The organism is Mesorhizobium waimense (genome assembly GCF_003601975.1).
Lineage (GTDB): Bacteria > Pseudomonadota > Alphaproteobacteria > Rhizobiales > Rhizobiaceae > Mesorhizobium > Mesorhizobium waimense.
The window spans coordinates 50056-75015 of sequence record NZ_QZWZ01000019.1; the positions used below are offsets into that span (position 1 = coordinate 50056).

Below are 24960 nucleotides of genomic sequence, written 5' to 3' on the forward strand. Positions count from 1 at the left end.
TTAAAGCCGATCGTAAGGTCGGCTTTTTCTTTGGGGATTAGCCTCCAACACCTGTCAGGGCGAGATTGCCAACGAGCAGCTCGGCCAGATCCCGCGCTGGCAGATCGGCGCCCTGGCGCAGCCGGATGGCGAATTCGGCTAATGGAACCGGCGGCAGGCCGAATTCGCGCGGCGCTTCGACGATACCGGAATGGGCAAAGCGCGCGGTGCGCAAGGTCAGCGCGATGCCGGCATTGACCGCCGTGCGCAGGCCGGCGAGGCTGGCGCTGCCGGCGGCTATGCGGTAGCGGCGGCCGACGGTATCTAGCGCCGCGAGGGCCGCTTCGCGAAAGCCGCAATTCGGGTCGAGCAGCGCCAGGGGTACCTCTTCCTCCCGCGCGGCCAACCCCTTTTGCGAGCACAGCCACAGCATCGGCTCGCGTAGCACGCCGACCTCGTCCGGCGCCGGGGCCTGGCGCATGGTGATGGCCAGATCGAGCTGTCCGGCCTGCAGCGCATGCGTGAGTTCGGCGGAGCGGCCGACGCGCAGCTCGATCCTGACCCGCCAATGACTGACGGCGAAGGCCCGCAGCAGTTCCGGCAGGCCGCTGTCGGCAAAATCCTGCGTGGTGCCGATGGCGACGCGGCCATCGGCGCGCGCGCCCTTCAGCGCCAGCCAGGCTTCGGTGTGGGCGGCGAGAATGCGCCTGGCATGGCCGACCAGATCCTCGCCGGCCGGCGTCAGGCCACGCCCCCGCCCCTGCGCGAGAAGCAGTGGCTCGCCGACGATCTCCTCCAGCCGCTGCATCTGCGCCGTCACAGCGGAGGGCGAGCGGCCGACGACAGACGCCGCCTGCGCCAGGGAGCCGCCGTCGACGAAGGCGAGGAAGGTTTTGAGAATGTCGGGGTCGAGTGTCTGCATAATTCGACTTTATCGAATCTTCAATTGAAAACAATTCGATTTTTTTGATTCAATGATCGTGACATGGTTTTCTCAACGGCGAACGACGCCGCAGCAACCCGAGGAGAAAAACAATGCCAATCATCAATGTCAGCGTCACCGGCAAGCCCGACGCCAAACTGTCCGCGGCAATCGCCAAGGAAGTCACCGAACTGACGGCCACGCATCTGCGCAAGGACCCGACCATCACCGCGGTCGCCATCTCCTATCTCGACCCGCAGCACTGGTTCGCCGGCGGCAAGTCGCTGGCCGAGTACGGCGCCAACACCTTCTGGCTCGACATCAAGGTGGTCGACGGCACCAACACCAAGCTCGAGCTGGAGGCCTATCTCCAGGCGATCTTCGCCGCCTTCGGCCGCTTGCTCGGTGCCGTGCACGAAGAAAGCTACGCCTTCGTCCACGAAGTGCCGGCGGCCGCCTATGGCTATGGCGGCAAGACGCAGGAGTTTCGGTTTATTAGCGGGAGGCTGAAGGCGGCGTAACACCTCTTCCCTTCTCCCCCTGTGGGAGAATGTGGATCGGCGCGCAGCGCCGAGACGGATGAGAGGTGCTGGAAGAAACGCAGCGTCAAAGAATCAAGTGATTTTAGGCGCTTACGACTTCAAAGCAGCGATCCTTCCGACACCCCTCATCCGACCGAGCTTTCGCTCGGCCACCGCCCCGGGGCGAGCCGCGGGTCTCGCCCCGTCCTTCGGACCCCACGAGGAGAAGGTCAGAGGGCACTCAGTCCACATTGACGCCGCCCCCACTTCCGCTAGGCTCTGCCCCCGAAGCGGCCGTCAAAGAGCCGCGGCATGGAGGACGTTGGGAGAGACGCGGCATGGTCCTGACACTGGCGCTGCTTGCGGGCCTCGTTGTGGCCTGGTTGCTGATCGGCGTGGTGGAAAAATTCCGCCTTGGCCTGCGTTTCGCCCAGGCGCTGCTCTACGTGCCGTTCAAGCTCGCCTACCGGGTCGCCGACGAGCGCATCAGGATCGCCCGCAACGCGTCGGCGCCGGTGATCTATGTGGTCTCGCACCAGTCGCGTTTCGAGCCGGCGCTGATGCTGTCGCTGCTGCCTGAAGACACGCTGCACATCCTCGACGATGCCTCGGCAAGGTCGCCCTGGCTGGAGCCGTGGCGCGAGCTTGGCCGCACCATTGCCTTCAATGCCGAACATGTCTTCGTCAGCCGCCGGCTGGTGCGGGTGCTGAAGGGCAAGGGCCGCCTTGCCGTCTATCTGCCCGAAGCGGTCGAGCCCGACGTCAAGGCGTTCCGACTGTTTCGCGCCATCACGCGCATCGCCATGCAGGCCGATGCCAGGATCGTACCGATCTTCGTTGCCGGCGCGCGCGACCTGCCGGTGTCGCTGACGCCGGCGGACAGGGCGCCGCGCCACTGGTTTCCGCGCCTGTCGATAAGCGTGCTGGAGCCGATGACGATCGCCGAACTCGTGGCGCGCAACCCCGACCAGGCCTCGAACACCAACGCGCTGTTCGACCGTGTCGCCGAGGCGCGGCTGTTCGGCAGCAATCTCGATCGCGGCCTGTTCCTGGCGATGCGCGACGCTGCTGACCGTGTCGGCGCCTCGCATCCAATCATTGAGGACGTCATCTCGGGCGCGATGAGCTACAGAAAAATGTTCATCGGCGCGCGCGTGCTTGGCCGCCGCTTCGAAGCGGTGACGGCGCCGGGTGAAGCGGTCGGCCTGCTTTTGCCCAACGCCAATGGCGTGGTGCTGTCCTTCGTCGGTCTTTTGTCGGCCGGCCGGGTGGCGGCGATGATCAACTACACCGCCGGGCCGGCCAGCGTCACCGCTGCCGTGCGTACGGCCGTCATCCGCACTGTCGTCTCCTCTCGCGCCTTCATCGAAAAGGCCGGGCTGGACGACATCGTCAAAGCGGTCGAGGCGGGCGGCGCCAGGTTGCTGTGGTTGGAGGACGTGCGCGAAAGCGTTACGGCGCTGGACAAGTTGGCCGCAGCAGTGCTGTGGCGTTTTCCGCTGCAGCCGCACGATGCGGCAAAGCCGGCGGTGATCCTGTTCACTTCGGGCTCGGAAGGCACGCCGAAAGCGGTGGTGCTGTCGCACCGCAACCTCCACGCCAACGCCATGCAGGCCGAGGCCCGCATCACCATCTCGCCGGCCGACATTCTGCTCAACGTGCTGCCGGTGTTCCACTCCTTCGGGCTGACGGGCGGCACCATCCTGCCTTTGGTCACCGGGGTGAAACTGTTCCTCTACCCGTCGCCGCTGCACTACAAGATCATCCCCGAGATCGCCCGCAAGGTGAAACCGACAATCATGTTCGGCACCGACACCTTCCTCGCCAATTATGCGCGCACCGCCAAGGACGGTGATTTCTCCAGCCTGCGCTTCGTCGTTGCCGGCGCCGAGGCGGTGAAGCCGGAGACGCGGCGCGTCTACCGCGAGCGTTTCCAGGCGGCGATCATCGAAGGCTTCGGCCTGACGGAGGCAGCCCCGGTGGTTGCCGTCAACACCGCCATCCATGGCCGCGATGGCACGGTCGGAAGGCCGCTGCCGGCGATGCGCATGAAGCTCGAGCCGGTCGAAGGCATCGATGATGCCGGCCGTCTCTGGCTCGACGGGCCGAACCTGATGATGGGCTACATGACCGCTGATCGCCCCGGCGAATTGCAGCCGCTGGACGGCTGGCACGACACCGGCGACATCGTCTCGGTCGACCGCGATGGCTTCATCACCATTCGCGGCCGCGCCAAGCGCTTCGCCAAGATCGCCGGCGAGATGGTGTCGCTGGGCGCGGTCGAGATGCTGGTGCAGTCGCTGTGGCCGGAGGAGCGCCATGCGGCAGTGGCGGTGCCGGACAAAAGGCGCGGCGAGCGCATCGTGCTGGTCACCACCGCCGACGATGCCGACCCGGAGGAACTGCGCAAGTTCGGCAAGCAGGCGGGCGCGGCCGAGCTGATGGTGCCCAACGACATCGTCAAGGTCGAGGAGATCCCGGTGCTGGGCTCGGGCAAGACCGACTATGTCTCGACCCGCAGGCTGGCGATCGACCGGCTGGGGCTGAGCGCTGCGGCGTAATTTCGGCCTCCCCGCCAGCAACCAATCTCGAACACGCGTCCGCCGGCGGCATGGTGCCGCCCAGCGGGCTATTGCATTGCCGATCCACAGCCTCCGAGGTGCAAGAGGTGCGCGGTCGTGCCGCGCGCAATGCGAATAGACAAACCAGTGGTGAGAGAGTATTCACTCCCTACCTTAGATGAGCAGCCTGAACGCTGCATCTCGAGCAGGCGCGCCGCGTGGTAATGACGTCCTGACCTCGCCGCTCCTGCACAGCTAGGAGAACCTCGATGACAAAAATCCTTGTTACCGGCGGGACTGGACATCTCGGCCATGATCTCGTGCCGACGCTGACAGAAACTGGCCACACAGTCAGGTTGTTTGCCAGAAAAGCCGGGCAGGACAGCTCGGTGGAATGGGCAGTGGGCGATCTCGCAACGGGCGAAGGAATCGATGACGCCCTTCTCGGTGTCGATACCGTCGTCCATGCTGCAACGCTCTCGCCGATCGCCAGGCGCGGTATGAGGCCGGTCGATTTCTTCTCCAGCCCGGCAAGCGTGGATGTCGAGGGCACGCGACGCCTTCTCGCTGCATCGCACCGCGCTGGCATTGGCCATTTCATCTTCGTGTCGATCGTCGGCCTTGAATTCAGCGCCCTGCCCTATGCTCGCGTAAAACTTGCGGGCGAGCAGCTTGTGCGGGAGTCATCGCTGTCGTGGTCGGTCATCCGCGCGACGCCGTTCTATTACCTTCTGGCGCAGATGCTTGGCGGGTTGAAATGGCTGCCGGTCTGGCCGCTGCCGACCTCGCTCTCAAATCCCGTCGATACGCGCGATGTCGCCAGCTATCTGGCTGAGGCCGTCAACGACGGGCAGCGTGGCGTGCGCACGGAGATCGGTGGCCCCGAGGTGATGCCATTCTCGAGTTTCGCCCGGCAATACCGCGATGCGCTTGGGTTGAGGCGTCTCGTCCTGCCGCTGCCGGTAAGCCGGAAGATGAGCCGCAACATGGGCCTGGTCGAAACCGACCAGCGGCTTGGCGAAAGGACCTGGAAGGCGTGGCTTTCCGAGCAAGGTTGGCATGCGCGGTCCGCAAAGGCCTAATCAATCCGATGCTATCGTCCGTTGCGAACCCGCGTCGCTGTTTTCGACTGAGCCAGGAGCAACCATGAAACCGCCATCCACCGGACGCGAGCGAATATTGCGCGAAGCCATTCGGCTCTTTGCCAAACGCGGCTACGACCGCACCAGCGTTCCCGACATCCAGGAAGCCGCGGGCCTCTCGCGCGGCTCCGGCGCGCTCTACAAGCACTTCCCCTCCAAGGAAGCGCTGCTTGCCGCGGCGGTCGAACGGTTCGTCGGAGAGGCGCGGGAAAGTCGGGCCGAGCTCGGCGAGATGATGCTGCCGGTGGATGAGGGCTCGCGGCGACTCGTAGAAAGCATGCTGGAAAGGCTCGGAGCCAACCGCGATGTGCTCAGGATCCTGTGGCGCGATCTCGAGCATTTCCCGGAGCTGGAGGGCGCGGCGCGCGGCGAGATCATGCAAAGCACATACCTTGCCATCGCCAAATGGCTGCAGGAGCACGAGCGGCAAGGCGAGTTGCGTGCACATGACAGCCAGGCGGTCGCCGCCGTCATCGTCGGCAGCGTCGCCATGTTCCGCGTCTTCGAAGCGATCTGGGGCGAGCGCGCCATCGACATCAGCGACGAACGCTTTGCGGCGGCCTGGTGTGATTTGTTGCTTCGAAGCCTGCGGCCTTAAGCGGTTTATCGTTTCGCTGAAGCGCAGAACCGCTCTATAGCGGCTCAGCCGATATCCGAAGGCGGCACCTTCTCGCCCTCACGCTTGGCGCGCCTGGAATAGGCGCGCACGCTAAACGGAAGGAAGGCTAGGTAGCCGGCGACCGACGCGGTCAGCGTATACCAGGGGTAAGTCATCAGCAGTAGGACGTAGAGCACGACGGCGAGGATGACCGGCAGCACCTTGTCGCCCGGCACTTTGATGCTCTTGCCGGAATAGACCGGCAGCCGGCTGACCAGCAGGAAGGCGACCAGGACGGTGAAGCCGGTGGCGATAAGAGCGACAGGACGGCTGGGCTCAATGCCCAGCCTGAGGAAGGATAGATAGAGCGGCAACATCACCAGCACCGCGCCCGCCGGAGCCGGCACGCCGACGAAATACTCGGTCTGCCAGATCGGGCGGTCGGTCTCCTCGTCGAGCACGTTGAAGCGGGCAAGCCTCAAGCCGCAAGCAATGGTGAAGAGCAGTGCCGCGATCCAGCCGAACGAACCGGCGCGATCGAGCATGAAGGCATAGAGCACCAGCGCTGGTGCGACGCCGAAATTGACGATGTCGGCCAGCGAATCCATCTGAGCGCCGAATTTCGACGTCGCCTTCAGCATGCGCGCCAGGCGCCCGTCGATGCCGTCGAGGAAGGCGGCGAGCAGCACCATGACCACCGCCGGCTCGAAACGGCCTTCGAAGCCGAAGCGGATGCCGGAAAGGCCGGCGCAGATGGCAAGCACGGTGACCAGATTGGGCAGCACCATGCGCATCGGGATCTCGCGGATGCGCGGACCGCCGCTGCCATGCGCCTCGAACTTTTTGAACGGCGCGCCCACCGCTTACGAAATCCTGACGAGCGGCGTCGCGGCGGCGCCGCCGAATTCCGCCAGCACCGTTTCGCCGCCGACCGCCGTCTGGCCAACGGCGACGCGCGGCGTCGCGGCAACCGGCAGGAACACGTCGACGCGCGAGCCGAAGCGGATCAGCCCAAAGCGCTCGCCGATGGCGATCGAGCCGCCGGTCTCGGCCCAGCAGACGATGCGGCGCGCCACAAGGCCGGCGATCTGCACGGCGGCGACGGTGCCGTTGGGGCTGTCGATGACAACGCCGTTGCGCTCGTTCTCGGTGCTTGCCTTGTCGAGCTCGGCGTTGAGGAATTTGCCGGGCCGATGCTCGATCCTGGCGATGCGGCCGCGCACCGGCGCGCGGTTCACGTGGCAGGAAAACACATTCATGAACACCGAGATGCGGGTCATCTCGCCGTTGCCGAGGCCAAGCTCGCGCGGCGGAACCGCCGGGCCGACCGCCGAGATGATGCCGTCGGCCGGACTTACCACTAGACGGTCATCGACCGGTGTGACGCGCTCGGGATCGCGGAAGAAATAGACGCACCAAGCCGTCAGGATCAGGCCGATCCAGAACAGGATCGAGGAGAAATAACCGAGAAACAGCGTACCTGCGCCAAAGGCGGCAATGAACGGATAGCCTTCGCGATGGATCGGAACGAACGCATTCTTGATCGTGTCGACGAGGTTCATGGGATGGGGGCAGCCCTTGTTTCAGGTCCGGCCTCAATAGCGGAAAGGCCCCGTCGTCGCAACGCAACAATGGGAGGATGGGCCGCCGGGCGGACGCGTTTGAGCCGGTTGAGAAAATCCACCGCTGCTGTCGGGGCCAGCCGCGCTCGCCCGTCCTTGGAGAAACGGCGCGAAGCGCTCGTCGAACCAACCATGGAGCCTGCAATGCCGTCGCAGAAATCAGCATCCAAACAAGCGCGTATCGTGACGAGCGGCCTTGCCTTCGGCGAGTCACCGCGATGGCATGAGGGGCGGCTCTGGGTCTGTAACTGGGGCACCGGTGAGATCGTTGTTATTGATACCCAGGGCAACAGCAAGGTCGTGCTGACCGTGCCGGCCACCCTGCCCTATTCCATCGACTGGCTGCCGGACGGCCGGCTGCTCGTGGTGTCGGGCCGCGAGGGCCTGGTGCTGCGGCAGGAGGCGGATGGAACGCTCGCCACCCATGCCGACCTCAGACCGCTGTCAAAGAGCCCGTGGAACGAGATCGTCGTCGACGGGCGCGGCAACATCTATGTCAATGGCGGCGGGCCAGCGCCTGCTCCGGGCGAGCATTTCGGGCCGGGTACCATCGTGCTGATCACGCCTGATGGCACGATCCGCCAGGTGGCCGAGAACATCGCCTTTGCCAACGGCATGGCGGTGACACCTGATAACAAGACGTTGATTGTCGCCGAATCGCACGCCAACCGGCTGACCGCCTTCGACATCGCGGCCGACGGCGGACTTTCCAACAGGCGGGTGTGGGCCGATCTCGGCAACGGCTTTCCCGATGGTATCGCAATCGATGCCGAGGGCGCCGTCTGGTATGCCGACGTGCCCAACCGGCATTGCGTGCGGGTGCGCGAGGGCGGCAAAATACTGCAAACCGTCAGCGCCGATCGCGGCTGCTTTGCCTGCATGCTCGGCGGCGCCAACGGCGATACGCTGTTCATCGTCGCCGCCGAATGGCGCGGCTTCGAACACATGATCAGCGATGCCCGCACCGGCCAGGTGCTGAGCGTCGAGGCACCGGTATCCGGGGCGGGCTGGCCTTCCTACATTTCGGGCAGGCGCTGATAGTTGGCGATATCGGCCCTTACCCCGAGCCGGGCGATCGTCTCCTGGGGGTTGAAGCCGGCCTGCTCGTGGGCCGCCTTGACGATCGGCACGACGTTGTCGACGGCCACCTGGCTTTCCCATTCGACAATGGTGACGAGGTTGAATTCGCCCGGTCCCGAGAATTGCTCGAGCAGGAAATCCTGCACGAAGCCCTGCTGCAGGCGCAGCAATTCATGCGTCGCCCTGACCTTGCGAAGTATCTCCTCGCGGGCGTCGGCGGGGACGACGAACTTGTCGACCCTGAACACGGCTTCATTGCCAAGCTTTTGATTCAGCTGATCCATTTCCTGCATCTCCGATCTCTCGTTTGACCATGATCTTTTCCGAAAACCGGCTTCCACTTTTCGGGATCATGGTCGGAACAGGCGCGTCACGCACCTTCGATCGGCGGTCTACGATCTCAACTTAAGTTGAGGTCAAGTGGAAAAAGGGCGAAGCGCTTTCTCTTCTCCCTTGTGGGAGAAGGAAGCCTACCCGACCTCGGACGTCCGCCGGCGCACGATGACACCCAGCTCGTCGCTCTCGCGCGCGATGCGCAGTCGCTCTTCGGCTTCGGTCGCCTCGCGCTGACGGTCCCACATCGAGGCGTAGAGGCCGTGCTTGCGCATCAGTTCGGCATGGGTGCCGCGCTCGGCGATCTGGCCGTCCTTGAGCACGATGATCTCGTCGGCCGTGATCACCGTCGACAGCCGGTGGGCAATCACGATGGTGGTGCGGCCCTGGCTGACGAGGTCGAGCGCGGCCTGGATCTCCTGCTCCGTGTGGCTGTCGAGCGCCGAGGTCGCCTCATCGAGCATCAGGATCGACGGCGCTTTCAGGATGGTGCGGGCGATCGCCACGCGCTGCTTCTCGCCGCCCGACAGTTTCAGCCCGCGCTCGCCGACCATCGAGCGATAGCCATCCGGAAGCCGCTCGATGAACGGTCCGATCTGGGCGAGCTCGGCCGCCTTGCGCACCTCCTCCTCGCTGGCTCCGATGCGGCCATAGCGGATGTTGTAGGCAACGGTGTCGTTGAACAGCACGGTGTCCTGCGGCACCATGCCGATCGCCGCGCGCAGGCTCTCCTGCGTCACGTCCCTGACGTCCTGGCCGTCGATCAGCACCTGGCCCGACTGGATGTCGTAGAAGCGGAACAGCAGCCGCGAGATGGTCGACTTGCCGGCGCCCGAGGGCCCGACAATCGCGACCGTCTTGCCGGCCGGCACCTCGAAGGAGACGCCCTTCAGGATCTTGCGGTTCGGATCATAGGAGAAATGCACGTTGCGGAATTCGACCTTGCCCGCGCCGACGGCGAGCGCCTTTGCATCGGGCTTGTCGACAATCTCCTGCGGCACGTCGAGCAGGTCGAACATCTGCTCGATGTCGGTCAGGCCCTGGCGGATCTCGCGGTAGATGAAGCCGATGAAATTGAGCGGCACCGAGAGTTGCATCAGCATGGCGTTGATGAAGACGAAGTCGCCGACGCTCTGCGTGCCAGCCTGCACCTCCAGCGCCGACATGCACATGACGATGACGGTACCGACGCCGTAGATGACGCCCTGGCCGAAGTTCAGCCAGCCGAGCGAGGTCCAGATCCTGGTCGCTGACATCTCATAGCGCGCCATCGAGCGGTCGAAGCGCTCGGCCTCCATGGCTTCGTTGTTGAAATATTTGACGGTCTCGAAATTGAGCAGCGAATCGATCGCCTTGGTGTTGGCGTCGGTGTCGCTGTCGTTCATGTCGCGGCGGATCGAGATGCGCCAGTCGCTGGCCCTGACCGTGAACCAGACATAGAGCAACACCGTCACGGCGACGACCGCCACGTATTTCCAGCCATAGGTGACGGCAAAGATGCCGGCGGTCAGCGCGAATTCCAGGATGGTCGGCGCCGTGTTGAGCATGATGAAGCGCACGATCGTCTCAATGCCCTTGGTGCCACGCTCGATGATGCGCGACAGGCCGCCGGTGCGCCGCTCGAGATGAAAGCGAAGCGACAGCTGGTGCATGTGGACGAAGGTGCGGAAGGCGAGCTGGCGCACCGCATGTTGCCCGACGCGGGCAAACAGCGCATCGCGCAGCTGGTTGAAGCCGAGTTGCACCAGCCTGAGCACATTGTAGGCGATGACCAGCATGACCGGCGCCAGCATGAAGGCCGGCAGCGGCGGCGCCGATTTGGCGTCGCCGGCCAGCGCGTCGGTCGCCCATTTAAAGAAGTAGGGTCCGGCGACCAGCGTCAGCTTGGCGACGACCAGCAACAGCGTCGCCCAGGTGACCCGCGCCCTGAGGTCGGCGCGGTCGGCCGGCCACATATAGGGCCACAGATTGCGCAAGGTCCTGAAGGTCGAGGAATCGGCGGAGACAGTTTTTTCGGCCATTTTTTTGGTGCTTTCTTCTTATTCTAGCGGCCGGAGCAGCAGGAATTGACGAGTGCGGTCACCGACGCGGAAACATCGGCGAGTGCCGCGCGGTCGACCTCATAGCGCGAGCGCTGGCGGTCCGGCGCAAAGCGCACCAGTCCGGCCTCGACCAGTATCTTCAGGTGCTGGGACACGGTGGATTGCGCCAGGTCGAGATGATCAACGACCTCGCGGCAACAGCAGGAGTTTCTGGCCGACAAATGTTTGAGGATCTCGATGCGCGCCGGATGTGAAAGCGCCGCCAGCCTGGCGGCGACGGCACGGCTGTCCGGAGCGCAGCAGCGTGCGTCTGTTTGGCGGAGGGATTCGGTCATCGTCCATCGGCGATAGACGATGACCGGTCCTGCGGCAAGCCACCCTGATGGGCAGGTCGGCCGTTACGTCATGAAATGTGCGAGCCGAACCAATCGAGCACCGGTTGCGGGTTCTTGCCGAAATAGTTGTAGCCCTCGAAACGCTGGTCCGTCCCTTCGATCCAGAACAGTTTCTTGCCCTGGGAAGAGATGGTGTCGTAGATTTCCTGCACGTTGGAGGGCTTGGTCAGGAAATCGTTGCGGACCTGCGCGACGAGGGTCGGAACCGTCACCGCCTTGGCATATTCCATCGGCCAGACGTCAGCGAGGTGAAAGCCGGTCTGCTTGTGAAAGGCCACATCGAACAGTTCGGCACCATTTGCGATTTTCTGATTCTCCATCGCCGTCTGGACGAACACCGCCGGCGACACCGGCTGCAAGGCTATCATCGCCTTGATGTGGGCGAATTCTTGCGGGTGCTTCTTCATGCCCACAATCGTCGCATTGGCGCCCAGGCAGCGGCTGTAAAGGGCCGTCTTCATGTCCTTGGTATCGGGCCGGGATTTCGCGTAGCGCAACGATCCGATCACGTCACGATACTCCAGCACACCATGACCATTGATGCCGCCGCTGCCCGTTCCGCTGCGGCCGTGGTTGCGCATGTCGTAGGTGATGATGTTGTAGCCCGCATCATGCAGAAGCTTGTATTCCGGCAGGAAATTGACTTCGAAGCCGCCGAAATTTGTCCAGGGCTCCAGATGGCCCGGATAGCCATAGCGGTTGCAGGGCATGGGGTGATTGAAGATGAGCAATTTGTCGGAGTCGGCAGGAATGAACCAGCCCTCGATGGTCACGCCATCCAGCGCCGGGAAGAAAATCTCCTCGTAGTCCAGGCCGTACTCGTTCGGCCACCGCAGGACAGGCGTGCGGGTTGAATGCGCCATCAAGTCAGCCATGCCATTGATGAAGTCTTCGGATTTTGGATCGGTCACGATTGCACCCATGATCGTTTGGTTGTCCGCTGCCTGTGCACCAACAGATGTGGCGGCGATGATGGGGAAAGCGGCGAGTGCTGCTCCGGCTTTCAGAAGCTGCCGGCGCCCATTCGATGGAGCGCCTTCCTGCTGAACAGAATTGTTACGTTGGTTGCCCATGAGGGGCTCCTCGCATTGTTGTTGAACGTCGATGTCAGCACAGATTTGACAGGCGGGGATTGTCGCCCCGCCCCATTCGCCTGTTAGTGCTGCGGTGGGAAAAACCCTTCGGTGATGATGACCGAGCCTTCGGTCGAGGCGACGCGGAACTTCCGCGCGGCCGTATATTCCGGCGATTTGTAGAAGCGCTGCGCATCGGCGAGGCTCGGGAACTCGGCGATGGCCATGACCTTTTTCGGCTCGCCTTCCACAGCGGTCGCATTCAGGTTGAAGACGATGATCTTGCCACCGAACTTCGGAGCCAGCGGACCCGCCTCCTCCATGTATTTTTTGAACCCGGCCTGATCGTTGATCGTGTAGTTGGCAATCATGTAGCCGGGCGCCTGCGAATCCTGGGCATAGCCGGTTGTGGCAAGAGCGATGGCGAGGGCCACGGCGGCGGTCGCGCCGACAACGAGTTTCTTCATTGTACTAGTTCCTTTGGTTTGAGAGCCTTGGTGATCAGAAAGAACCATCTGTCGACGTGGACAGATCCTCGTAGGCGCGCAGGTCCTCGAGGCGCCCTTCGAGGACCGGCTTGAATGCCGCAAGGGCGTCGCTGCCAGCCAGGAACTGCCGTGGAGGATTTTCCATCCCGGCGAGCTTCACGAAGACGTCGCCGAGCCTGGCGGGGTCACCTTGCTGCTTGCCGTCATAGCCCGACCACATGGCTTCGGCGCTACCTTCGGCGGCGTAGTCCTCGATGGTGCCCGCGCTATACTTGGCGTTCTGCGCGTCGAGAAGGTCCGTCCGGAAGAAGCCCGGTGCGACCACCATGATCTTGATGCCGAACTGTTCGACCTCCTCAGCCACCGAAAGGGAAAGGCCTTCGACGGCAAACTTGGCGGCGCTATAGGCCCCGCAGTGCTTGAAGCCCATTATCCCGGCAAGGGAACTGATGTTGATGATCCGGCCTGACCGCTGCTTGCGCATAACCGGAAGGACGGCACGCATGACGTGGATCACGCCATACAGATTGGTCGAGACCAGCCCCTCGATCTGGGCGGAGCTCAATTCCTCGAAATTGCCGAGCAGGCTGTAGCCGGCGTTGTTGACCAGAACGTCGATGCGGCCGAACGCCTGCATCGCCTTGTCGACCGCCGCCCTTGCCTGTGCTTCGTCGGCGACGTCCAACTGGACGAAGGCGAGCTTATCGCCTGCCAGGTCGCTCAGCGCGTTGCGGACCTTGTCGAGATTGCGGCCGGTCGCGACGACCCGATCGCCTGCCTTCAGAGCCGCCCTGGCGGTTGCGGCGCCGATGCCGCTGCCGGCACCCGTGATGAACCAGACCTTGTTCATTTCTAACTCCTGTTTTCGATGAACAGGAAGGTAGGCCGCGCAGCTCTATCCGATTAGCCGGCATAATCTGCATGTAGTTAGAAATGGAATTGATAAATGAAGGTCGCTTTCAGAACGAAGCGCCGGTCACTAGCCCTTGTAGCGAAGCGCTTCGAGCAGGAGGGCGAAGGCTGGTGTATGTTGCCGCCGGCTTGGATAGTAGAGGTGACAGCCGGAGAATGGCGGGCACCAATCTTCCAGCACCCGGATCAAACGTCCGTCGGCAACATGTTGGGCAATTTGAGTTTCGAACGTGTAGACCAGCCCCAGTCCGTCGAGGGCGGCGTTCACCAGCATCTCGTTGTCGTTGATGACGAGCGGCCCATTGACCCGGACCTCGAGCTCGACACCATCGCGCTCGAACTCCCAGGCATAGAGTCCACCTCCGGCGCTCTGCCGGTAGCTGACGCAATTGTGGTTGCTCAAATCACGTGGCGTTTGCGGCACCTCCCGGTTGGCGAAGTAGAGTGGGGAGCCTACCACCGCCATGCGGAAATCCGCGCTCACCCGGACCGCCACCATATCCTTCTCGACCTGCTCTCCCACACGGATGCCGGCGTCGAACCGGCCAGCGACAATGTCGATGAGGCCTTCATCGACATTGATCTCGACAGCGATGTCCGGATACTCCGGCAGGAACTTCACCAAGGCAGGCCAGAGGACCGTTCTTGCGGCGTGGCGAAACGTCGTGATGCGGATCGTGCCCGCAGGCTTGTCGCGAAGCGCGGTGAGTTGGGCGATCTCGCTGTCTATGTGCTCGAATGCCGGTCGCAGGCTGTGAAGCAGCTTTTCTCCGGCGTCCGTCAATGACAGGCTGCGAGTCGTTCGTGAGATCAATCGGACTTTGAGCCGCTCCTCGAGCATGCGGACGGCATAGCTAAGTGCCGACTGGGAAAGGCCAAGCTTTGCGGCTGCGCGTGTAAAGCTTCCCTCCTCGGCGACCGCGATGAACATGGCCAGTTCACTGAAGTCGCCTTTTCTCATTTATAACCCCCATCTATAATTGCAGGCAGATTATAGCGGGCAACCAGTATTCTTGTCCCTCCTTCTCTGCTCCTCCAACGCCATATGCGTCGCGCAGGCATGGACTGAGTTCATACCGTCGAGTGTTCTCGACTCCATCGGCAACAGAGCATGGCCGGGTCACATCGCAGACGCAGAACGGGCTCGCGCCTCGTGATGAAGGCGATCGCCAAGCCCCTGGCTTGCTGAATTCTCTAGTTCGCCTTGGCCGGAGGTGCCGTCATCTGGTCGCCCATTGCCTTGAGGTCGGCGTTCTCGCCTTCCTTCGACTTTTGCGGGACCTTGAACACCTGCCCCGGCCAGATGCGGTCCGGATCGCGGATCTGGTCCTGATTGGCGAGATAGATGGTCGAATAGCGCACGCCACGGCCATAGACGCGCCGTGAGATCCGCCAGAGCGTATCTTTGCGGCGGATGATGACGGCGCCGTCGGCAGGTTCGAGCTTGGGCGCCACCGTCTCGGGCACGTTGGGCGTCGCCGCCGCCACCTCGGCCGGAGCCTCGGCTGCGGGTGCGGGCGTGGTGGCGGGTGCAACGGCACCTGCCGGCGCTTCGGCGGCCGGGGCAGCAGGCGTTTGCGCCGTTGTTGCAGGCGCGGCAAGGTCCGTCGCCGGCGCGGCCGGCTTTGGCTCGGCAGGCTTGCTTTCGGCCGGGGCGACGGCGGCAACCGACTCGCCCGGCTCGCGTTCGAACGGCACGGCGGCGCGGGCCACCACCTTCACCCCGTCGGCATCGAGGCCGTCGACATGGATGGTGTAGCTGCCGACAGGAATGTCGCGCGTCGCCTCGACCAGGAAATGGCCGTCGGGCGAGGTCAGCGCGTCGCCGAGCAGGATGTCGTTGGCATAGGCGCGCACCTTGCGGCCGGGATCGGCGATGCCGGCGACGAAGATCTTGTTGCCGTCGATCTCGACGGCCTCAACGACGATCTTGGGCTCGGCAACCGATGCGCCGGGCGCCGCCGCAGGCGCTGCCGGCGCAGGTGCGGCTTCAACAGTGGCTGGCGCAGCCGGCGCTTCAGGCGTCGGCGCTGGGGTCGCCGGCGCGGCCGCCTGGTCTCCGGTGGCGGGTGCGGCGGGCTTGGTGTCGGGCGCAGGGACGGTGAGCAGCTCGGACGGCTTGCCGGGCTCCTCGACCATGGCCAGCACCTGGCCGGCGGGGTTCTGCGGGATCGAGACGACGGCGGTCTGCGCCGAGGCGGTCACGACATCGCCCGCCGTCGAGCGCAGCGTGATCGTATAGTCGCCGGGCTTCAGCGGATCGTCGAGCACGATGGCAAAGGCGCCATCGGCACCGGCGACCGTCGAGCCGAGCACCGTCGCACCGTTGAGGATCTCGACCTTGGAATTGGGTGCGGCATTGCCGGCGACGACGATCGAGCCGCTGCCTTCGACACGCACGACATCGAAGGTCGGGGCGATCGGCCCAGTTGCGGCGGGTGCCGCTGGCGCTGCGGCTGGTGCCGCCGGAGCCTCTGCCGCGGGCGCCGCCGGAGCAGCGGGGGCAGCGGGTGCCGTGGCGTCGGTGGCGGGCGCCGGTGCCGCTGGCAACCGGCCTTCGGTGCCCGCGTCGGCCGGTTTTGTTTCCGCCGGCTTCGTGTCGGCCGGCGCTAGTGCTGCGATCTCGGCCGGCGGCGTGTGATTAAGATACGTGTCGAGCGCGCCCGATACATAGGCGGTTCCTGCGGCCGCAACGGTCCCACCCGCCGCGAACAAAAACGCCTTCAAAGGATTAATTGCCATAGTCTCCCTGCCCCTTAGCCACCTAACGCCGGTCTAGCCTGTTTTGGCGAGTCCGACAAGAAAAAGCCCGCCCGGGCTTGACCCCGTCTGCCGTCCCTATCACCAATCACTACATGAACACGATTCGATCCGTCTGCGTCTATTGCGGCTCGTCTCCGGGCCGCGATGAAACCTATGCCAAGGCCGGACATCTGCTCGGCCGCTCGCTCGCCAGATCCGGCCTGCGGCTGATCTATGGCGGCGGCACCAAAGGCATCATGGGCGCCGTCGCCGAGGGCGCGCTCAAGGCCGGCGGCAAGGTGACGGGCATCATTCCACGCTTCCTGATCAACAGGGAAGCAACCGAAACCGCGCTTGACCGGCTCGACGAGCTCGTGATCACCGACAACATGCACGAGCGCAAGCACAGGATGTTCGAAAAATCCGACGCCTTTGTGGCGCTGCCGGGCGGCATCGGCACGGTCGAGGAGATCGTCGAGATCATGACCTGGGGCCAGCTCGGCCATCACCGCAAGCCGATCGTGTTCGCCAACATCAAGGGGTTCTGGGATCCGATGCTTTCGCTGCTCGACCATATGTCGGCTGAAGGCTTCATCCACACCGCACAGCGGGTCAAACCGCTGGTGGTCGAAGACCCAGAAGCGATCGTCGCCGCCATCATGGTGGCGGGATCGTCTGTCGATGCGCCTACCGAGGGTGTGCAGTCGGTGATAGACAAGATGTAGGGGAGTAAGGGTGTAGGGCAGTAAGGCAGTATGTGAGCTCCTGACACCCACACCCTACTGTGCCCTACTGCCCTACTGCCCTCCTTAAATCCGCGATCACCGCGCGCTTGTCCTGGCGCCGCCAGGCGAGATGGATCGAGACGCTGCGCTCAAACCAGGGCAAGTCGCGAAAGACGATCCCGGGTGGTGCGGCGCTTTGCAGGCTGGCCTGCACCGTCGCCAGGCCGAGCCCGGCGCTGACCAGGCCGAGGGAAGTCAGCGGATCGGCCGTCTCGTAGGCGATGTCGGGCACGAAGCCGCCCTTGGCGCAGGCAGCGAGGAACTGGCCGCGATTGGTATCTTCGGGCTGGCGCACCACGGTGATCCAGGTGCGGCCGTCGAGATGATGCGCAAGGATGTCGGCGACATCGGCAAGCGGATCGCCCTGCGGCATCGCCAGCAAAAGCGGCTCGCGCCTGACGAGCAACGAGGAAATGTCGGGATCATCATCGGCCGGCGGCGAATAGACGAGGCCGAGGTCGAGCGTGCGCCGGCGCAGCCCCTCGACCTGCGCTGCCGAGCGCTGGCTCATCAATCGCAGATGGAAGTCGGGCCTATCGCGGCGGAACTGCCTGAGCATGCCGGCGACCAGCCCGGCATGCACCGCGCCCTCGACATAGCCGATGGCGAGACGGCCGGCAGCACCGCTCGCAAGGTCGCGGCCGAGCTCCTCCAAGCGCCGCGCATTGGCCAGCAGGGCGCGGGCCTCGGTAAGGAAAGCCTTGCCCTCGGCATTGAGATGAACCCGCTGCTTTGCCCGTTCGAACAAGGCGACACCCAGTTGCGCCTCGAGCTGCATGATCTGCCGGCTCAAGGGCGACTGCGAGATATGCAGCAGTTCGGCGGCGCGGCCGACATTGCCCGCCTCGGCCACGGCAACGAAATAGCGAAGCTGGCGCAGGTCGAACATTTTTACTCCTGAATCTATTCCTCTCAGGTCTGAACTTTAGCCTAATCAGTCTTGGACAGTCTGACCAGTGACGGCGACACTGTCGCCATTCCAAACCGGAAACCACAGGAAACCGCCATGCAGTTCTTTGCCCTTCTCACCCGCAACACCGAAAAGTTCAGCGACGCCGATTTCGCGCCGCTGCTGCCTGGCGAAGCCGAACAGCGCCGCACGCTCTATGCCGAAGGTGCGGTGCGCCAGGTGTGGAACCGCGGCGACATTCCGGGCAGCGGCATGATGTTCGAGGCCGGCAGCGATGCCGACGTGCGCGGCCATCTCGCCACCTTGCCGCTGGTCAAGGCCGGCATGATGGACATTGCCGCGGTGGTGCCACTCAACCCCTATCCCGGCTTCGGCCCGAAGCGCTGAACGGCATCAAACGGCGCTGCTGGCGGCGCTCGCCGCCGTCGGCCGGCGCTCGCCACGCTGTGATCGGCTGTCAAGAAACCGTCACACGAAACCGGGCTGCCGCATGCTAGGAATTTCGCAGCCTGCCCGTGCGGGCTGCCTTGGAAACCCGCATTTGGCGAAGCGACCATGAACATCGCTCTCAACCCGGAAGGCAGCGACCTGTCTCCCTACCTGCCCGACGAGCACGGGCTATTCTTCCTCTATCATTTCACCGCCGAGGGCGTGCGAACGAAGGATGTGGCGCAAGCGCAATGGACCTGGCGCAGCTACCAACTGTCCGACATGCGCGCGCGCCATGAAATCGCGTCCGAGCAGGCCTTGCCGCCGCCGGTGCGCGAGGCCTTCCTGACCGCCAGCCATGGCTGCCACATCGACCTCGAGGACGACTGGCTCTATGGCGACCTGCCGGATCTGCGCCACGACTATTCGGCGGAGGCGCGCGGGCTCGGCCATTTCCGCTTCGCCCTTAACGAAACGATGTTGATCGGCGCCCGCAAGCAGCCGCTGCAGTCCGTCGATACCATCCGCAAGGCGGTCGAGAACGGCACGCGAAAATTCCGCTCGCCGGCCGAACTGATCGAGGCGGTCATGGGCCAGTCGCTGGACGGCATGGCCGCGGAACTCGGCGGCCTCTCCGAGACGCTCGACGGCATCGAAGACCGCATCGTGTGCGACGCATGGCACAGCGAGCGGCAGTCGCTGGTCGCCGCACGCCGGCAACTGGTGGTCATCCACCGGCAGATGGCGACGCTGACCAGCCTGTTCCGGCATCTCGACCATTCGCATCGCAACGATTTGCCCGATGCGATCAATGACATGGCCGCACGCCTCTCGCACCGGGCGCATACGCTCTACCATGACGGCGAACAATTGCAGGCCCGCACGCGGCTGCTGCAGGACGAGCTGATGGCCAAGCTGACGATGCAGTCGAACCAGTTGCTCTACATACTGTCTGTCATGACGGCGGTGCTGTTGCCGATGACCATCATTTCGGGCCTGTTCGGCATGAATGTCGGCGGCCTGCCGCTGGTCGACACGCCGATGGGATTCTGGGTTGTGACGGCAGTGGCGCTGTTTGTCGCCGCTGCCGTCTATCTCTTCGTCAGGCGGCTTGGGCGGATGTAGCGCAGCGTCCTGCTACGCCGTGGCGCGAAGATCCCTTGTGATTGTGCCGGCGGCGCGAACTTCCGCCTCATGGTCGGGCTCGCGCCACGCCTCGGCAAGGCCTGCTTCATACCATTCACGCATCGCCGGCAGGTCGAGCAATCGCGCCGGATAGTCAGCGCCCGCGCCCTCGAATGACAGGCCATAGGACTGCGCCCGAAACGCCACCGGGGCAAAGAAGGCATCGACAGCAGTGAAATGATCGCCGGCCAGGAACGGCCCGCCGAAGCGGGCAAGGCCGTCATTCCACAGGTCGCCGAGGCGGAAAAGATCGTGCTTCAGCGCATCGGACATCGCAAATGGCTCGACGCGCAGACCGCAACTCATCGGGCATAGATTGCGCAGCGCAGTAAAGCTCGAATGCATCTCGGCGGCTGCGGAGCGCCCCCAGGCGCGCGCCTTGGCTTCGACAGGCCAGACGCCATGGTGGCGCTCGGCGAGATATTCGACGATGGCCAGGGAATCCCAGACAGCCCAGCCCTCGTCGACCAGGCACGGCACCCGGCCGCTGGGCGAGAACGGCCGGTACAGGTCCCAGCTTGATCCCGTGGGGAACGGCGTCAGCCGCTCCTCGAACAGGATGTCGAGGGTACGCATCAGCACCCACGGCCGCAGCGACCATGACGAATAGTTCTTGTTGGCGATATGCAGAACGTACATCGGAAACCCCTTGCCTACCGAGCTGCCGGTGCCGCCGGCCGGATCTCGCGGCCGCGGAACATCGACCAGCTATACATCGCCAGCGCTGTCCAGATCAGGCCGAATGCAATAGCCTGGACGTTGCCAAACGGCTCGCCGAAAACCAGCACCGCAATCAGGAACACCATGGTCGGCGCGATGTACTGCATGATGCCGATGGTGGAGAGGCGCAGCAGCCTGGCGCCAAAGGCGAACAGCAGCAGCGGCACCGCCGTCACTGGGCCGCAACCGACGAGCAGTGCGGTGTCGTTGGTGGTGCCGGAGACGAAATGGTCCTGCCCGGTGGCGATCAGGTAGGCGATGTAGCAAAGTGCCGGCACCGAAAGCAGCAGCACTTCGAGCAGAAAGCCCTGGCTCGGGCCAATCGGCAGCGTCTTGCGGAAGAAACCGTAGGCGGCGAAAGAGAAGGCCAGCGCCAGCGACACCCAGGGCAGCTTGCCGCCCTCGAAGGTCAGCACCGTGACCGAGACCGCAGCCAGCATCACCGCCGCGATCTGCAGCCGGTCCAGCCGCTCGCCGAGCAGCACCGCGCCGACCACGACCACCACCAGCGGATTGATGTAATAGCCGAGCGCGGTCTCGACGGTGCGGTCGACGGCGATCGCCCAGACATAGATGCCCCAGTTGACCGAAATCAGCGTTGCCGTCAGCGCCGCCATGGCAATGCTGCGCGGCGAACGGATCGCAGCCTTGAAATCGGCGGTGCGGCCGGCCCAGACCAGAACGGCGGCGGCGATCGGCACCGACCAGACGATGCGGTGGGCGATGACCTCGATAAGCGGCAGATGCGCCACCGCCTTCATGTAGAAGGGCAGCATCCCCCACAGGAGATAGGCGCCCAGCGCCAGCAGAAAGCCGCGGCGGGCCTTGGCGTCTTCGTCGAGGTGAGCTGTTTCGGTTGCCATGGCCCAACGCTATGCGCCAGCGGCTTGCCCAAGACCATCGCAAATTACTGATGGATCAATGGACTTTCGCTGATGGTTCAAGTGGCTCGCAGCCCTACCCTGCGGCTGCCTTCGCAGAACCTCACTCCGCCGCCACCAGCCCCGCCATGTCGCGGTTCTTCATCAGCTTGTAGACGATCGAATCCATCAGCGCCTGGAAGGAGGCGTCAATGATGTTTTCCGAGACGCCGACCGTCCACCAGCGGGCGCCGGTCGCATCATGCGATTCGATGAGCACGCGGGTGATCGCCTCGGTGCCGCCATTGAGGATACGCACCTTGAAGTCGGCAAGCTCGAGATCGGCGATCTCGTTCTGGTATTTGCCGAGATCCTTGCGCAGCGCGATGTCGAGCGCGTTGACCGGGCCATGGCCTTCGGCCACCGACATCTTCTCCTCGCCGTCGACCAGCACCTTGACGATCGCCTCGGAGACCGTCTTGAGTTGGCCGTTGGCGTCGAACCGGCGCTCGACCATGCAGCGGAACGAGGTGACGTTGAAGAACTCCGGCAGGCCATGCAGCATCTTGCGCGCCAGAAGCTCGAACGAGGCGTCGGCGCCTTCGTAGGCATAGCCCTCGGCCTCGCGCTCCTTGACGACCGCAATCAGCGCGTCGAGCCGGTGGTCGTCTCGCGGCACATCGATGCCGCGCCGCTTCAGCTCGGCGAGAAAATTGGCCTTGCCGCCCTGGTCCGAGACCATGACGCGACGGCGGTTGCCAACCATTTCCGGAGGAATGTGCTCATAGGTCGCCGGCTCCTTGGCCAGCGCCGAGGCATGGATGCCGGCCTTGGTGGCGAAGGCGGAGGCGCCGACATAGGGCGCCTGCGCTTCAGGGGCGCGGTTCAAGAGTTCGTCGAAGGCACGGGAAAGCCTGGATATGCCGGTCAGTGCCTCGGCCGAAATGCCCGTCTCGAAACGGTCGGCGAAGGCCGGCTTCAGCGCCAGCGTCGGCACGATGGAGATCAGATTGGCGTTGCCGCAGCGCTCGCCGATGCCGTTCAGCGTGCCCTGGATCTGGCGCACGCCGGCCTCGACGGCGGCCAGCGAATTCGCCACCGCCTGGCCGGTGTCGTCGTGGGCATGGATGCCGAGATGGTCGCCAGGGATTCCGGATGCAATCACCTTCTCGACGATGACGCGCACTTCCGAGGGTTGCGTGCCGCCATTGGTGTCGCACAGCACCACCCAGCGCGCTCCGGCATCGTAAGCTGTTTTCGCGCAGGCCAGCGCATAGTCGGCATTGGCCTTGAAGCCATCGAAGAAATGCTCGCAATCGACCATCGCTTCCTTGCCGGCACCGGTCGCCGCCTTGACGGAAGCCTGGATGGACTCGAGGTTCTCCTCGTTGGTGCAGCCGAGCGCGACGCGGACATGATAGTCCCAGCTCTTGGCGACAAAGCAGATGGCGTCGGACTTCGACTGGACAAGGGCTGCAAGGCCTGGGTCGTTGGAGGCCGACACCCCTGCTCGCTTGGTCATGCCGAAGGCGACGAATTTAGCGCTTTGCGTCCGCTTCTGCTGGAAGAAGCCCGTGTCGGTCGGATTGGCGCCAGGATAGCCGCCCTCGACATAGTCGATGCCGAACTCGTCCAGCAATTTGGCGATGGCGATCTTGTCCTCGACGGAAAAATCGATGCCCGGCGTCTGCTGGCCATCGCGGAGGGTTGTGTCGAAGAAGAAGAGGCGCTCGCGAGCCATGATCATTTCCCTGCAAACTGGTCGGTCGCCCGGATCAGCCGGTCGAGGATGCCGGGCTCCGAGTAGGCATGGCCGGCGCCTTCGATCAGATGGAAATCCGCCTTCGGCCAGGCCTTGTGCAGCGCCCAGGCATAGCGCGCCGGGCACGGCATGTCGTAGCGGCCGTGGACGATGGTGCCGGGGATGTCCTTCAGCTTCCAGGCGTCGCGCAGCAGTTGCCCTTCCTCCAGCCAGCCGGCATGGATGAAGTAATGGTTCTCGATGCGGGCGAAGGCGACGGCGTAGTCGTCCTCGCCAAACTTGCCGCTGGTCTCCGGCTCCGGCAACAGCGTGATCGTCTCGCCTTCCCACAGGCTCCAGGCAAGCGCGGCCTCGACCTGCGCCTTGCGGTCGGACCCGACCAGCCGCTTGCGGTAGGCGGCCATCATGTCGCCCCGTTCGGCCTCGGGGATCGGCGCCAAAAAACGCTCCCATTTGTCGGGGAACATCTCGGAGACGCCGAATTGATAGTACCATTCGAGCTCGGCGCGGGTCAGGGTATAGATGCCGCGCACCACCACTTCGCTGACCCTATCGGGATGCGTCTCGGCATAGGCGAGCGCCAGCGTCGAGCCCCAGGAGCCGCCGAACACCAGCCATTTGTCGAAGCCGCACATTGCGCGCAGCCGCTCGATGTCGGCGATCAGATGCCAGGTGGTATTGGCGTCCAGCGAGGCGTTGGGCGTCGATTTTCCGCAGCCGCGCTGGTCGAACAGGACGACGTCGTAGAGTTTTGGATCGAACAGGCGCCGGTGCTTTGGCGAGATGGTGCCGCCCGGTCCGCCATGCAGGAACACCGCGGGCTTCGCGCCTTTGGTGCCGGAGCGCTCCCAATAGATCTGATGGCCGTCGCCGACATCGAGCATGCCGGACTCGTAAGCCTCGATCTCCGGATAGAGGGTACGCAAGCTCATAGTTTCAGGCCCTGCTGCGGCCAGTTGGCCGTCTCGTGATCCGGATGCTGGAAGGAGATGATCTGCTCCTGCCTGGCGTAGTAATCGGGATCGTCATGCACCGGTGCCTCAAAGATCTTTTCCACCCAGGGCAGCCGCGCGGAGTAATTGACCTGGATCTGCGGTGCCAGGTCGGAGCGGTCATCGAAGGCGCCGATGGCGATCTCCAGCCCGCCGGGTTGGCGGTAGGTCAGCGGCGTGCCGCAACGGGCGCAGAAGCCGCGATCGATGTTGACCGACGACTGGAAGTAGCTCGGCTCCTCACGCACCCATTCGACGCCGTCCTTGGGCGCCGTCACCAGGGCACCGAAGAAGGAGCCGAACTGCTTCTGGCACATGCGGCAATGGCAGACGGACGGGCGCCCGAGCGCCCCCTTGATGCGGAAACGCACGGCGCCGCATTGGCAGCCGCCGGTTCGAACGGTCTCGGTCATGATCTTTCCTCTGGCGGCCATTGCTCGGTGTCGTGGTCGGGATGTTGATAAGAGACAAGCTCGGCGAGATAGGGGGCGGACGAGATGTCGGCCGACGTGTCCTCGCCCGGCAATCGCGGGATGGCATCGACATAGGGCAGCTTTGCCTCGGTGCCCCATTGGATGGTCGGCGCGATGCCTGCCGGATCATCGAAGGCGCCAATCGCCAGCGCCATGCCATCGGGCGCCTCGAAGGTCAGCGGCGTGCCGCAATCGGCGCAGAAGCCGCGCCAGGCGGCGTTGGACGAGCGGAAGCGCTTGGGATCGCCACGCGTCCAGTCTACCTTCGCACCGCGAACAGACACCAGAGGCAGGTAGAAATTGCCGCTCGCCTTCTGGCACATGCGGCAATGGCAGATCGAGGCATCGCCGAGCGTACCCTCGACGCGGAAGCGCACCGCACCGCACTGGCAGCCGCCTGTGTAGACCGGCCGGTTATCGAGGCTCATCATCTC

Annotated in this window: 26 protein-coding genes; 8 read left to right on the forward strand and 18 right to left on the reverse strand. The window is 64.1% G+C overall.

The genetic code is table 11. The annotated features are described in order from the left end of the window. Nucleotides 1-37 precede the first annotated feature (37 nt). The gene (locus tag D3227_RS22890; protein ID WP_120016562.1) at nucleotides 38-901 is read right to left on the reverse strand and encodes a LysR substrate-binding domain-containing protein; all 864 of its coding nucleotides are present in this window, start codon (nucleotides 899-901) and stop codon (nucleotides 38-40) included. Between the two features lie 113 nt (nucleotides 902-1014). Here D3227_RS22890 and D3227_RS22895 point away from each other — a divergent pair, with 113 nt between their 5' ends. From D3227_RS22895 to D3227_RS22910, 4 genes are all read left to right on the forward strand, one after another. Continuing rightward, nucleotides 1015-1422 (forward strand): tautomerase family protein, encoded by a 408-nt coding sequence (locus tag D3227_RS22895; protein ID WP_120016563.1) that lies wholly within the window; start codon nucleotides 1015-1017, stop codon nucleotides 1420-1422. A gap of 338 nt (nucleotides 1423-1760) precedes the next feature. Then, nucleotides 1761-3983: an AMP-binding protein gene (locus D3227_RS22900; RefSeq protein WP_120016564.1), complete on the forward strand. Its 2223-nt coding sequence runs from the start codon at nucleotides 1761-1763 to the stop codon at nucleotides 3981-3983. Between the two features lie 269 nt (nucleotides 3984-4252). Continuing rightward, nucleotides 4253-5065 (forward strand): SDR family oxidoreductase, encoded by an 813-nt coding sequence (locus D3227_RS22905; RefSeq protein ID WP_120016565.1) that lies wholly within the window; start codon nucleotides 4253-4255, stop codon nucleotides 5063-5065. A gap of 64 nt (nucleotides 5066-5129) precedes the next feature. After that, entirely contained in the window at nucleotides 5130-5723 is a 594-nt protein-coding gene (locus tag D3227_RS22910; RefSeq protein WP_167480806.1) for a TetR/AcrR family transcriptional regulator, read from the forward strand. Nucleotides 5724-5767: 44 nt separating this feature from the next. Here the strand turns inward: D3227_RS22910 and pssA are convergent, their stop codons facing one another. Both pssA and D3227_RS22920 read right to left on the reverse strand, forming a co-directional pair. After that, complete coding sequence (gene pssA / locus D3227_RS22915; RefSeq protein WP_120016567.1) at nucleotides 5768-6583, reverse strand: CDP-diacylglycerol--serine O-phosphatidyltransferase; 816 nt, start codon at nucleotides 6581-6583, stop codon at nucleotides 5768-5770. Nucleotides 6584-6586: 3 nt separating this feature from the next. Further along, complete coding sequence (locus tag D3227_RS22920) at nucleotides 6587-7285, reverse strand: phosphatidylserine decarboxylase (RefSeq protein WP_120016568.1); 699 nt, start codon at nucleotides 7283-7285, stop codon at nucleotides 6587-6589. A gap of 204 nt (nucleotides 7286-7489) precedes the next feature. Between D3227_RS22920 and D3227_RS22925 the strand changes: the two genes are divergently transcribed. Further along, on the forward strand, nucleotides 7490-8383 hold the full coding sequence (locus D3227_RS22925; RefSeq protein ID WP_120016631.1) for an SMP-30/gluconolactonase/LRE family protein: 894 nt from the start codon (nucleotides 7490-7492) through the stop codon (nucleotides 8381-8383). Here the strand turns inward: D3227_RS22925 and D3227_RS22930 are convergent. From D3227_RS22930 to D3227_RS22965, 8 genes are all read right to left on the reverse strand, one after another. Beyond that, on the reverse strand, nucleotides 8362-8709 hold the full coding sequence (locus tag D3227_RS22930) for an antibiotic biosynthesis monooxygenase family protein (protein ID WP_120016632.1): 348 nt from the start codon (nucleotides 8707-8709) through the stop codon (nucleotides 8362-8364). The two genes, D3227_RS22925 and D3227_RS22930, sit on opposite strands and share 22 nt — an antisense overlap. A 186-nt stretch (nucleotides 8710-8895) precedes the next feature. Further along, complete coding sequence (locus D3227_RS22935; protein WP_120016569.1) at nucleotides 8896-10779, reverse strand: ABCB family ABC transporter ATP-binding protein/permease; 1884 nt, start codon at nucleotides 10777-10779, stop codon at nucleotides 8896-8898. A 23-nt stretch (nucleotides 10780-10802) separates the two neighbouring features. Beyond that, the gene (locus D3227_RS22940) at nucleotides 10803-11135 is read right to left on the reverse strand and encodes an ArsR/SmtB family transcription factor (RefSeq protein WP_120016570.1); all 333 of its coding nucleotides are present in this window, start codon (nucleotides 11133-11135) and stop codon (nucleotides 10803-10805) included. A gap of 68 nt (nucleotides 11136-11203) precedes the next feature. Then, nucleotides 11204-12268, reverse strand: a complete 1065-nt coding sequence (locus tag D3227_RS22945) for an alpha/beta hydrolase family protein (protein ID WP_120016571.1) — start codon at nucleotides 12266-12268, stop codon at nucleotides 11204-11206. 83 nt (nucleotides 12269-12351) lie between these two features. Beyond that, complete coding sequence (locus D3227_RS22950; protein WP_120016572.1) at nucleotides 12352-12735, reverse strand: DUF1330 domain-containing protein; 384 nt, start codon at nucleotides 12733-12735, stop codon at nucleotides 12352-12354. A gap of 34 nt (nucleotides 12736-12769) precedes the next feature. Beyond that, complete coding sequence (locus tag D3227_RS22955; RefSeq protein ID WP_120016573.1) at nucleotides 12770-13606, reverse strand: SDR family oxidoreductase; 837 nt, start codon at nucleotides 13604-13606, stop codon at nucleotides 12770-12772. Between the two features lie 129 nt (nucleotides 13607-13735). After that, entirely contained in the window at nucleotides 13736-14629 is an 894-nt protein-coding gene (locus tag D3227_RS22960) for a LysR family transcriptional regulator (protein WP_120016574.1), read from the reverse strand. Between the two features lie 233 nt (nucleotides 14630-14862). Beyond that, on the reverse strand, nucleotides 14863-16410 hold the full coding sequence (locus D3227_RS22965) for a LysM peptidoglycan-binding domain-containing protein (protein WP_120016575.1): 1548 nt from the start codon (nucleotides 16408-16410) through the stop codon (nucleotides 14863-14865). Nucleotides 16411-16523: 113 nt separating this feature from the next. Between D3227_RS22965 and D3227_RS22970 the strand changes: the two genes are divergently transcribed. Continuing rightward, a complete protein-coding gene (locus D3227_RS22970; RefSeq protein ID WP_120016576.1) occupies nucleotides 16524-17135 on the forward strand; it encodes an LOG family protein in 612 nt (203 codons plus the stop codon). Between the two features lie 64 nt (nucleotides 17136-17199). Here D3227_RS22970 and D3227_RS22975 read toward each other — a convergent pair whose 3' ends face one another. After that, nucleotides 17200-18084, reverse strand: a complete 885-nt coding sequence (locus tag D3227_RS22975; protein ID WP_120016577.1) for a LysR substrate-binding domain-containing protein — start codon at nucleotides 18082-18084, stop codon at nucleotides 17200-17202. A 117-nt stretch (nucleotides 18085-18201) separates the two neighbouring features. On the opposite strand from D3227_RS22975, the gene D3227_RS22980 reads away from it, so the two are divergent. Together D3227_RS22980 and D3227_RS22985 are read left to right on the forward strand one after the other, a co-directional pair. Continuing rightward, nucleotides 18202-18492: a muconolactone Delta-isomerase family protein gene (locus tag D3227_RS22980; protein WP_120016578.1), complete on the forward strand. Its 291-nt coding sequence runs from the start codon at nucleotides 18202-18204 to the stop codon at nucleotides 18490-18492. 168 nt (nucleotides 18493-18660) lie between these two features. Further along, nucleotides 18661-19659 carry a transporter gene (locus D3227_RS22985; RefSeq protein WP_120016579.1) on the forward strand — a complete coding sequence of 333 codons (999 nt, stop codon included), beginning with the start codon at nucleotides 18661-18663 and terminating at the stop codon, nucleotides 19657-19659. A gap of 12 nt (nucleotides 19660-19671) precedes the next feature. Here the strand turns inward: D3227_RS22985 and D3227_RS22990 are convergent, their stop codons facing one another. The 6 genes from D3227_RS22990 to D3227_RS23015 form a co-directional block, all read right to left on the reverse strand. Continuing rightward, nucleotides 19672-20358, reverse strand: a complete 687-nt coding sequence (locus D3227_RS22990) for a glutathione S-transferase family protein (protein WP_120016580.1) — start codon at nucleotides 20356-20358, stop codon at nucleotides 19672-19674. A gap of 14 nt (nucleotides 20359-20372) precedes the next feature. Then, on the reverse strand, nucleotides 20373-21302 hold the full coding sequence (gene rarD / locus D3227_RS22995; protein ID WP_120016581.1) for an EamA family transporter RarD: 930 nt from the start codon (nucleotides 21300-21302) through the stop codon (nucleotides 20373-20375). A gap of 121 nt (nucleotides 21303-21423) precedes the next feature. Beyond that, a complete protein-coding gene (cimA, locus tag D3227_RS23000) occupies nucleotides 21424-23046 on the reverse strand; it encodes a citramalate synthase (RefSeq protein ID WP_208646415.1) in 1623 nt (540 codons plus the stop codon). Beyond that, on the reverse strand, nucleotides 23043-23993 hold the full coding sequence (gene pip, locus D3227_RS23005; RefSeq protein WP_120016582.1) for a prolyl aminopeptidase: 951 nt from the start codon (nucleotides 23991-23993) through the stop codon (nucleotides 23043-23045). Before pip ends, cimA begins: the two co-directional genes overlap by 4 nt. After that, on the reverse strand, nucleotides 23990-24466 hold the full coding sequence (locus D3227_RS23010) for a GFA family protein (protein WP_120016634.1): 477 nt from the start codon (nucleotides 24464-24466) through the stop codon (nucleotides 23990-23992). The genes pip and D3227_RS23010 overlap by 4 nt, the downstream gene beginning before the upstream one ends. Next, on the reverse strand, nucleotides 24463-24954 hold the full coding sequence (locus tag D3227_RS23015) for a GFA family protein (protein WP_120016635.1): 492 nt from the start codon (nucleotides 24952-24954) through the stop codon (nucleotides 24463-24465). The genes D3227_RS23010 and D3227_RS23015 overlap by 4 nt, the downstream gene beginning before the upstream one ends. Nucleotides 24955-24960: the final 6 nt, after the last annotated feature.

Excerpts from the sequence above, each read along its gene's own strand:
- D3227_RS22890 (WP_120016562.1), bottom strand. The coding sequence starts at position 901 with ATGCAGACACTCGACCCCGACATTCTCAAAACCTTCCTCGCCTTCGTC.
- D3227_RS22960 (WP_120016574.1), bottom strand. The coding sequence starts at position 14,629 with ATGAGAAAAGGCGACTTCAGTGAACTGGCCATGTTCATCGCGGTCGCC.
- D3227_RS22970 (WP_120016576.1), top strand. The coding sequence starts at position 16,524 with ATGAACACGATTCGATCCGTCTGCGTCTATTGCGGCTCGTCTCCGGGC.
- D3227_RS22900 (WP_120016564.1), top strand. The coding sequence starts at position 1,761 with ATGGTCCTGACACTGGCGCTGCTTGCGGGCCTCGTTGTGGCCTGGTTG.
- D3227_RS22965 (WP_120016575.1), bottom strand. The coding sequence starts at position 16,410 with ATGGCAATTAATCCTTTGAAGGCGTTTTTGTTCGCGGCGGGTGGGACC.
- D3227_RS22925 (WP_120016631.1), top strand. The coding sequence starts at position 7,490 with ATGCCGTCGCAGAAATCAGCATCCAAACAAGCGCGTATCGTGACGAGC.
- D3227_RS22935 (WP_120016569.1), bottom strand. The coding sequence starts at position 10,779 with ATGGCCGAAAAAACTGTCTCCGCCGATTCCTCGACCTTCAGGACCTTG.
- D3227_RS22945 (WP_120016571.1), bottom strand. The coding sequence starts at position 12,268 with ATGGGCAACCAACGTAACAATTCTGTTCAGCAGGAAGGCGCTCCATCG.
- rarD (WP_120016581.1), bottom strand. The coding sequence starts at position 21,302 with ATGGCAACCGAAACAGCTCACCTCGACGAAGACGCCAAGGCCCGCCGC.
- D3227_RS22895 (WP_120016563.1), top strand. The coding sequence starts at position 1,015 with ATGCCAATCATCAATGTCAGCGTCACCGGCAAGCCCGACGCCAAACTG.
- D3227_RS22980 (WP_120016578.1), top strand. The coding sequence starts at position 18,202 with ATGCAGTTCTTTGCCCTTCTCACCCGCAACACCGAAAAGTTCAGCGAC.
- cimA (WP_208646415.1), bottom strand. The coding sequence starts at position 23,046 with ATGATCATGGCTCGCGAGCGCCTCTTCTTCTTCGACACAACCCTCCGC.
- pip (WP_120016582.1), bottom strand. The coding sequence starts at position 23,993 with ATGAGCTTGCGTACCCTCTATCCGGAGATCGAGGCTTACGAGTCCGGC.
- D3227_RS22950 (WP_120016572.1), bottom strand. The coding sequence starts at position 12,735 with ATGAAGAAACTCGTTGTCGGCGCGACCGCCGCCGTGGCCCTCGCCATC.
- D3227_RS22985 (WP_120016579.1), top strand. The coding sequence starts at position 18,661 with ATGAACATCGCTCTCAACCCGGAAGGCAGCGACCTGTCTCCCTACCTG.
- D3227_RS22905 (WP_120016565.1), top strand. The coding sequence starts at position 4,253 with ATGACAAAAATCCTTGTTACCGGCGGGACTGGACATCTCGGCCATGAT.
- D3227_RS22910 (WP_167480806.1), top strand. The coding sequence starts at position 5,130 with ATGAAACCGCCATCCACCGGACGCGAGCGAATATTGCGCGAAGCCATT.
- D3227_RS22940 (WP_120016570.1), bottom strand. The coding sequence starts at position 11,135 with ATGACCGAATCCCTCCGCCAAACAGACGCACGCTGCTGCGCTCCGGAC.
- D3227_RS22920 (WP_120016568.1), bottom strand. The coding sequence starts at position 7,285 with ATGAACCTCGTCGACACGATCAAGAATGCGTTCGTTCCGATCCATCGC.
- D3227_RS22930 (WP_120016632.1), bottom strand. The coding sequence starts at position 8,709 with ATGGATCAGCTGAATCAAAAGCTTGGCAATGAAGCCGTGTTCAGGGTC.
- D3227_RS22990 (WP_120016580.1), bottom strand. The coding sequence starts at position 20,358 with ATGTACGTTCTGCATATCGCCAACAAGAACTATTCGTCATGGTCGCTG.
- D3227_RS23010 (WP_120016634.1), bottom strand. The coding sequence starts at position 24,466 with ATGACCGAGACCGTTCGAACCGGCGGCTGCCAATGCGGCGCCGTGCGT.
- D3227_RS23015 (WP_120016635.1), bottom strand. The coding sequence starts at position 24,954 with ATGAGCCTCGATAACCGGCCGGTCTACACAGGCGGCTGCCAGTGCGGT.
- D3227_RS22975 (WP_120016577.1), bottom strand. The coding sequence starts at position 18,084 with ATGTTCGACCTGCGCCAGCTTCGCTATTTCGTTGCCGTGGCCGAGGCG.
- D3227_RS22955 (WP_120016573.1), bottom strand. The coding sequence starts at position 13,606 with ATGAACAAGGTCTGGTTCATCACGGGTGCCGGCAGCGGCATCGGCGCC.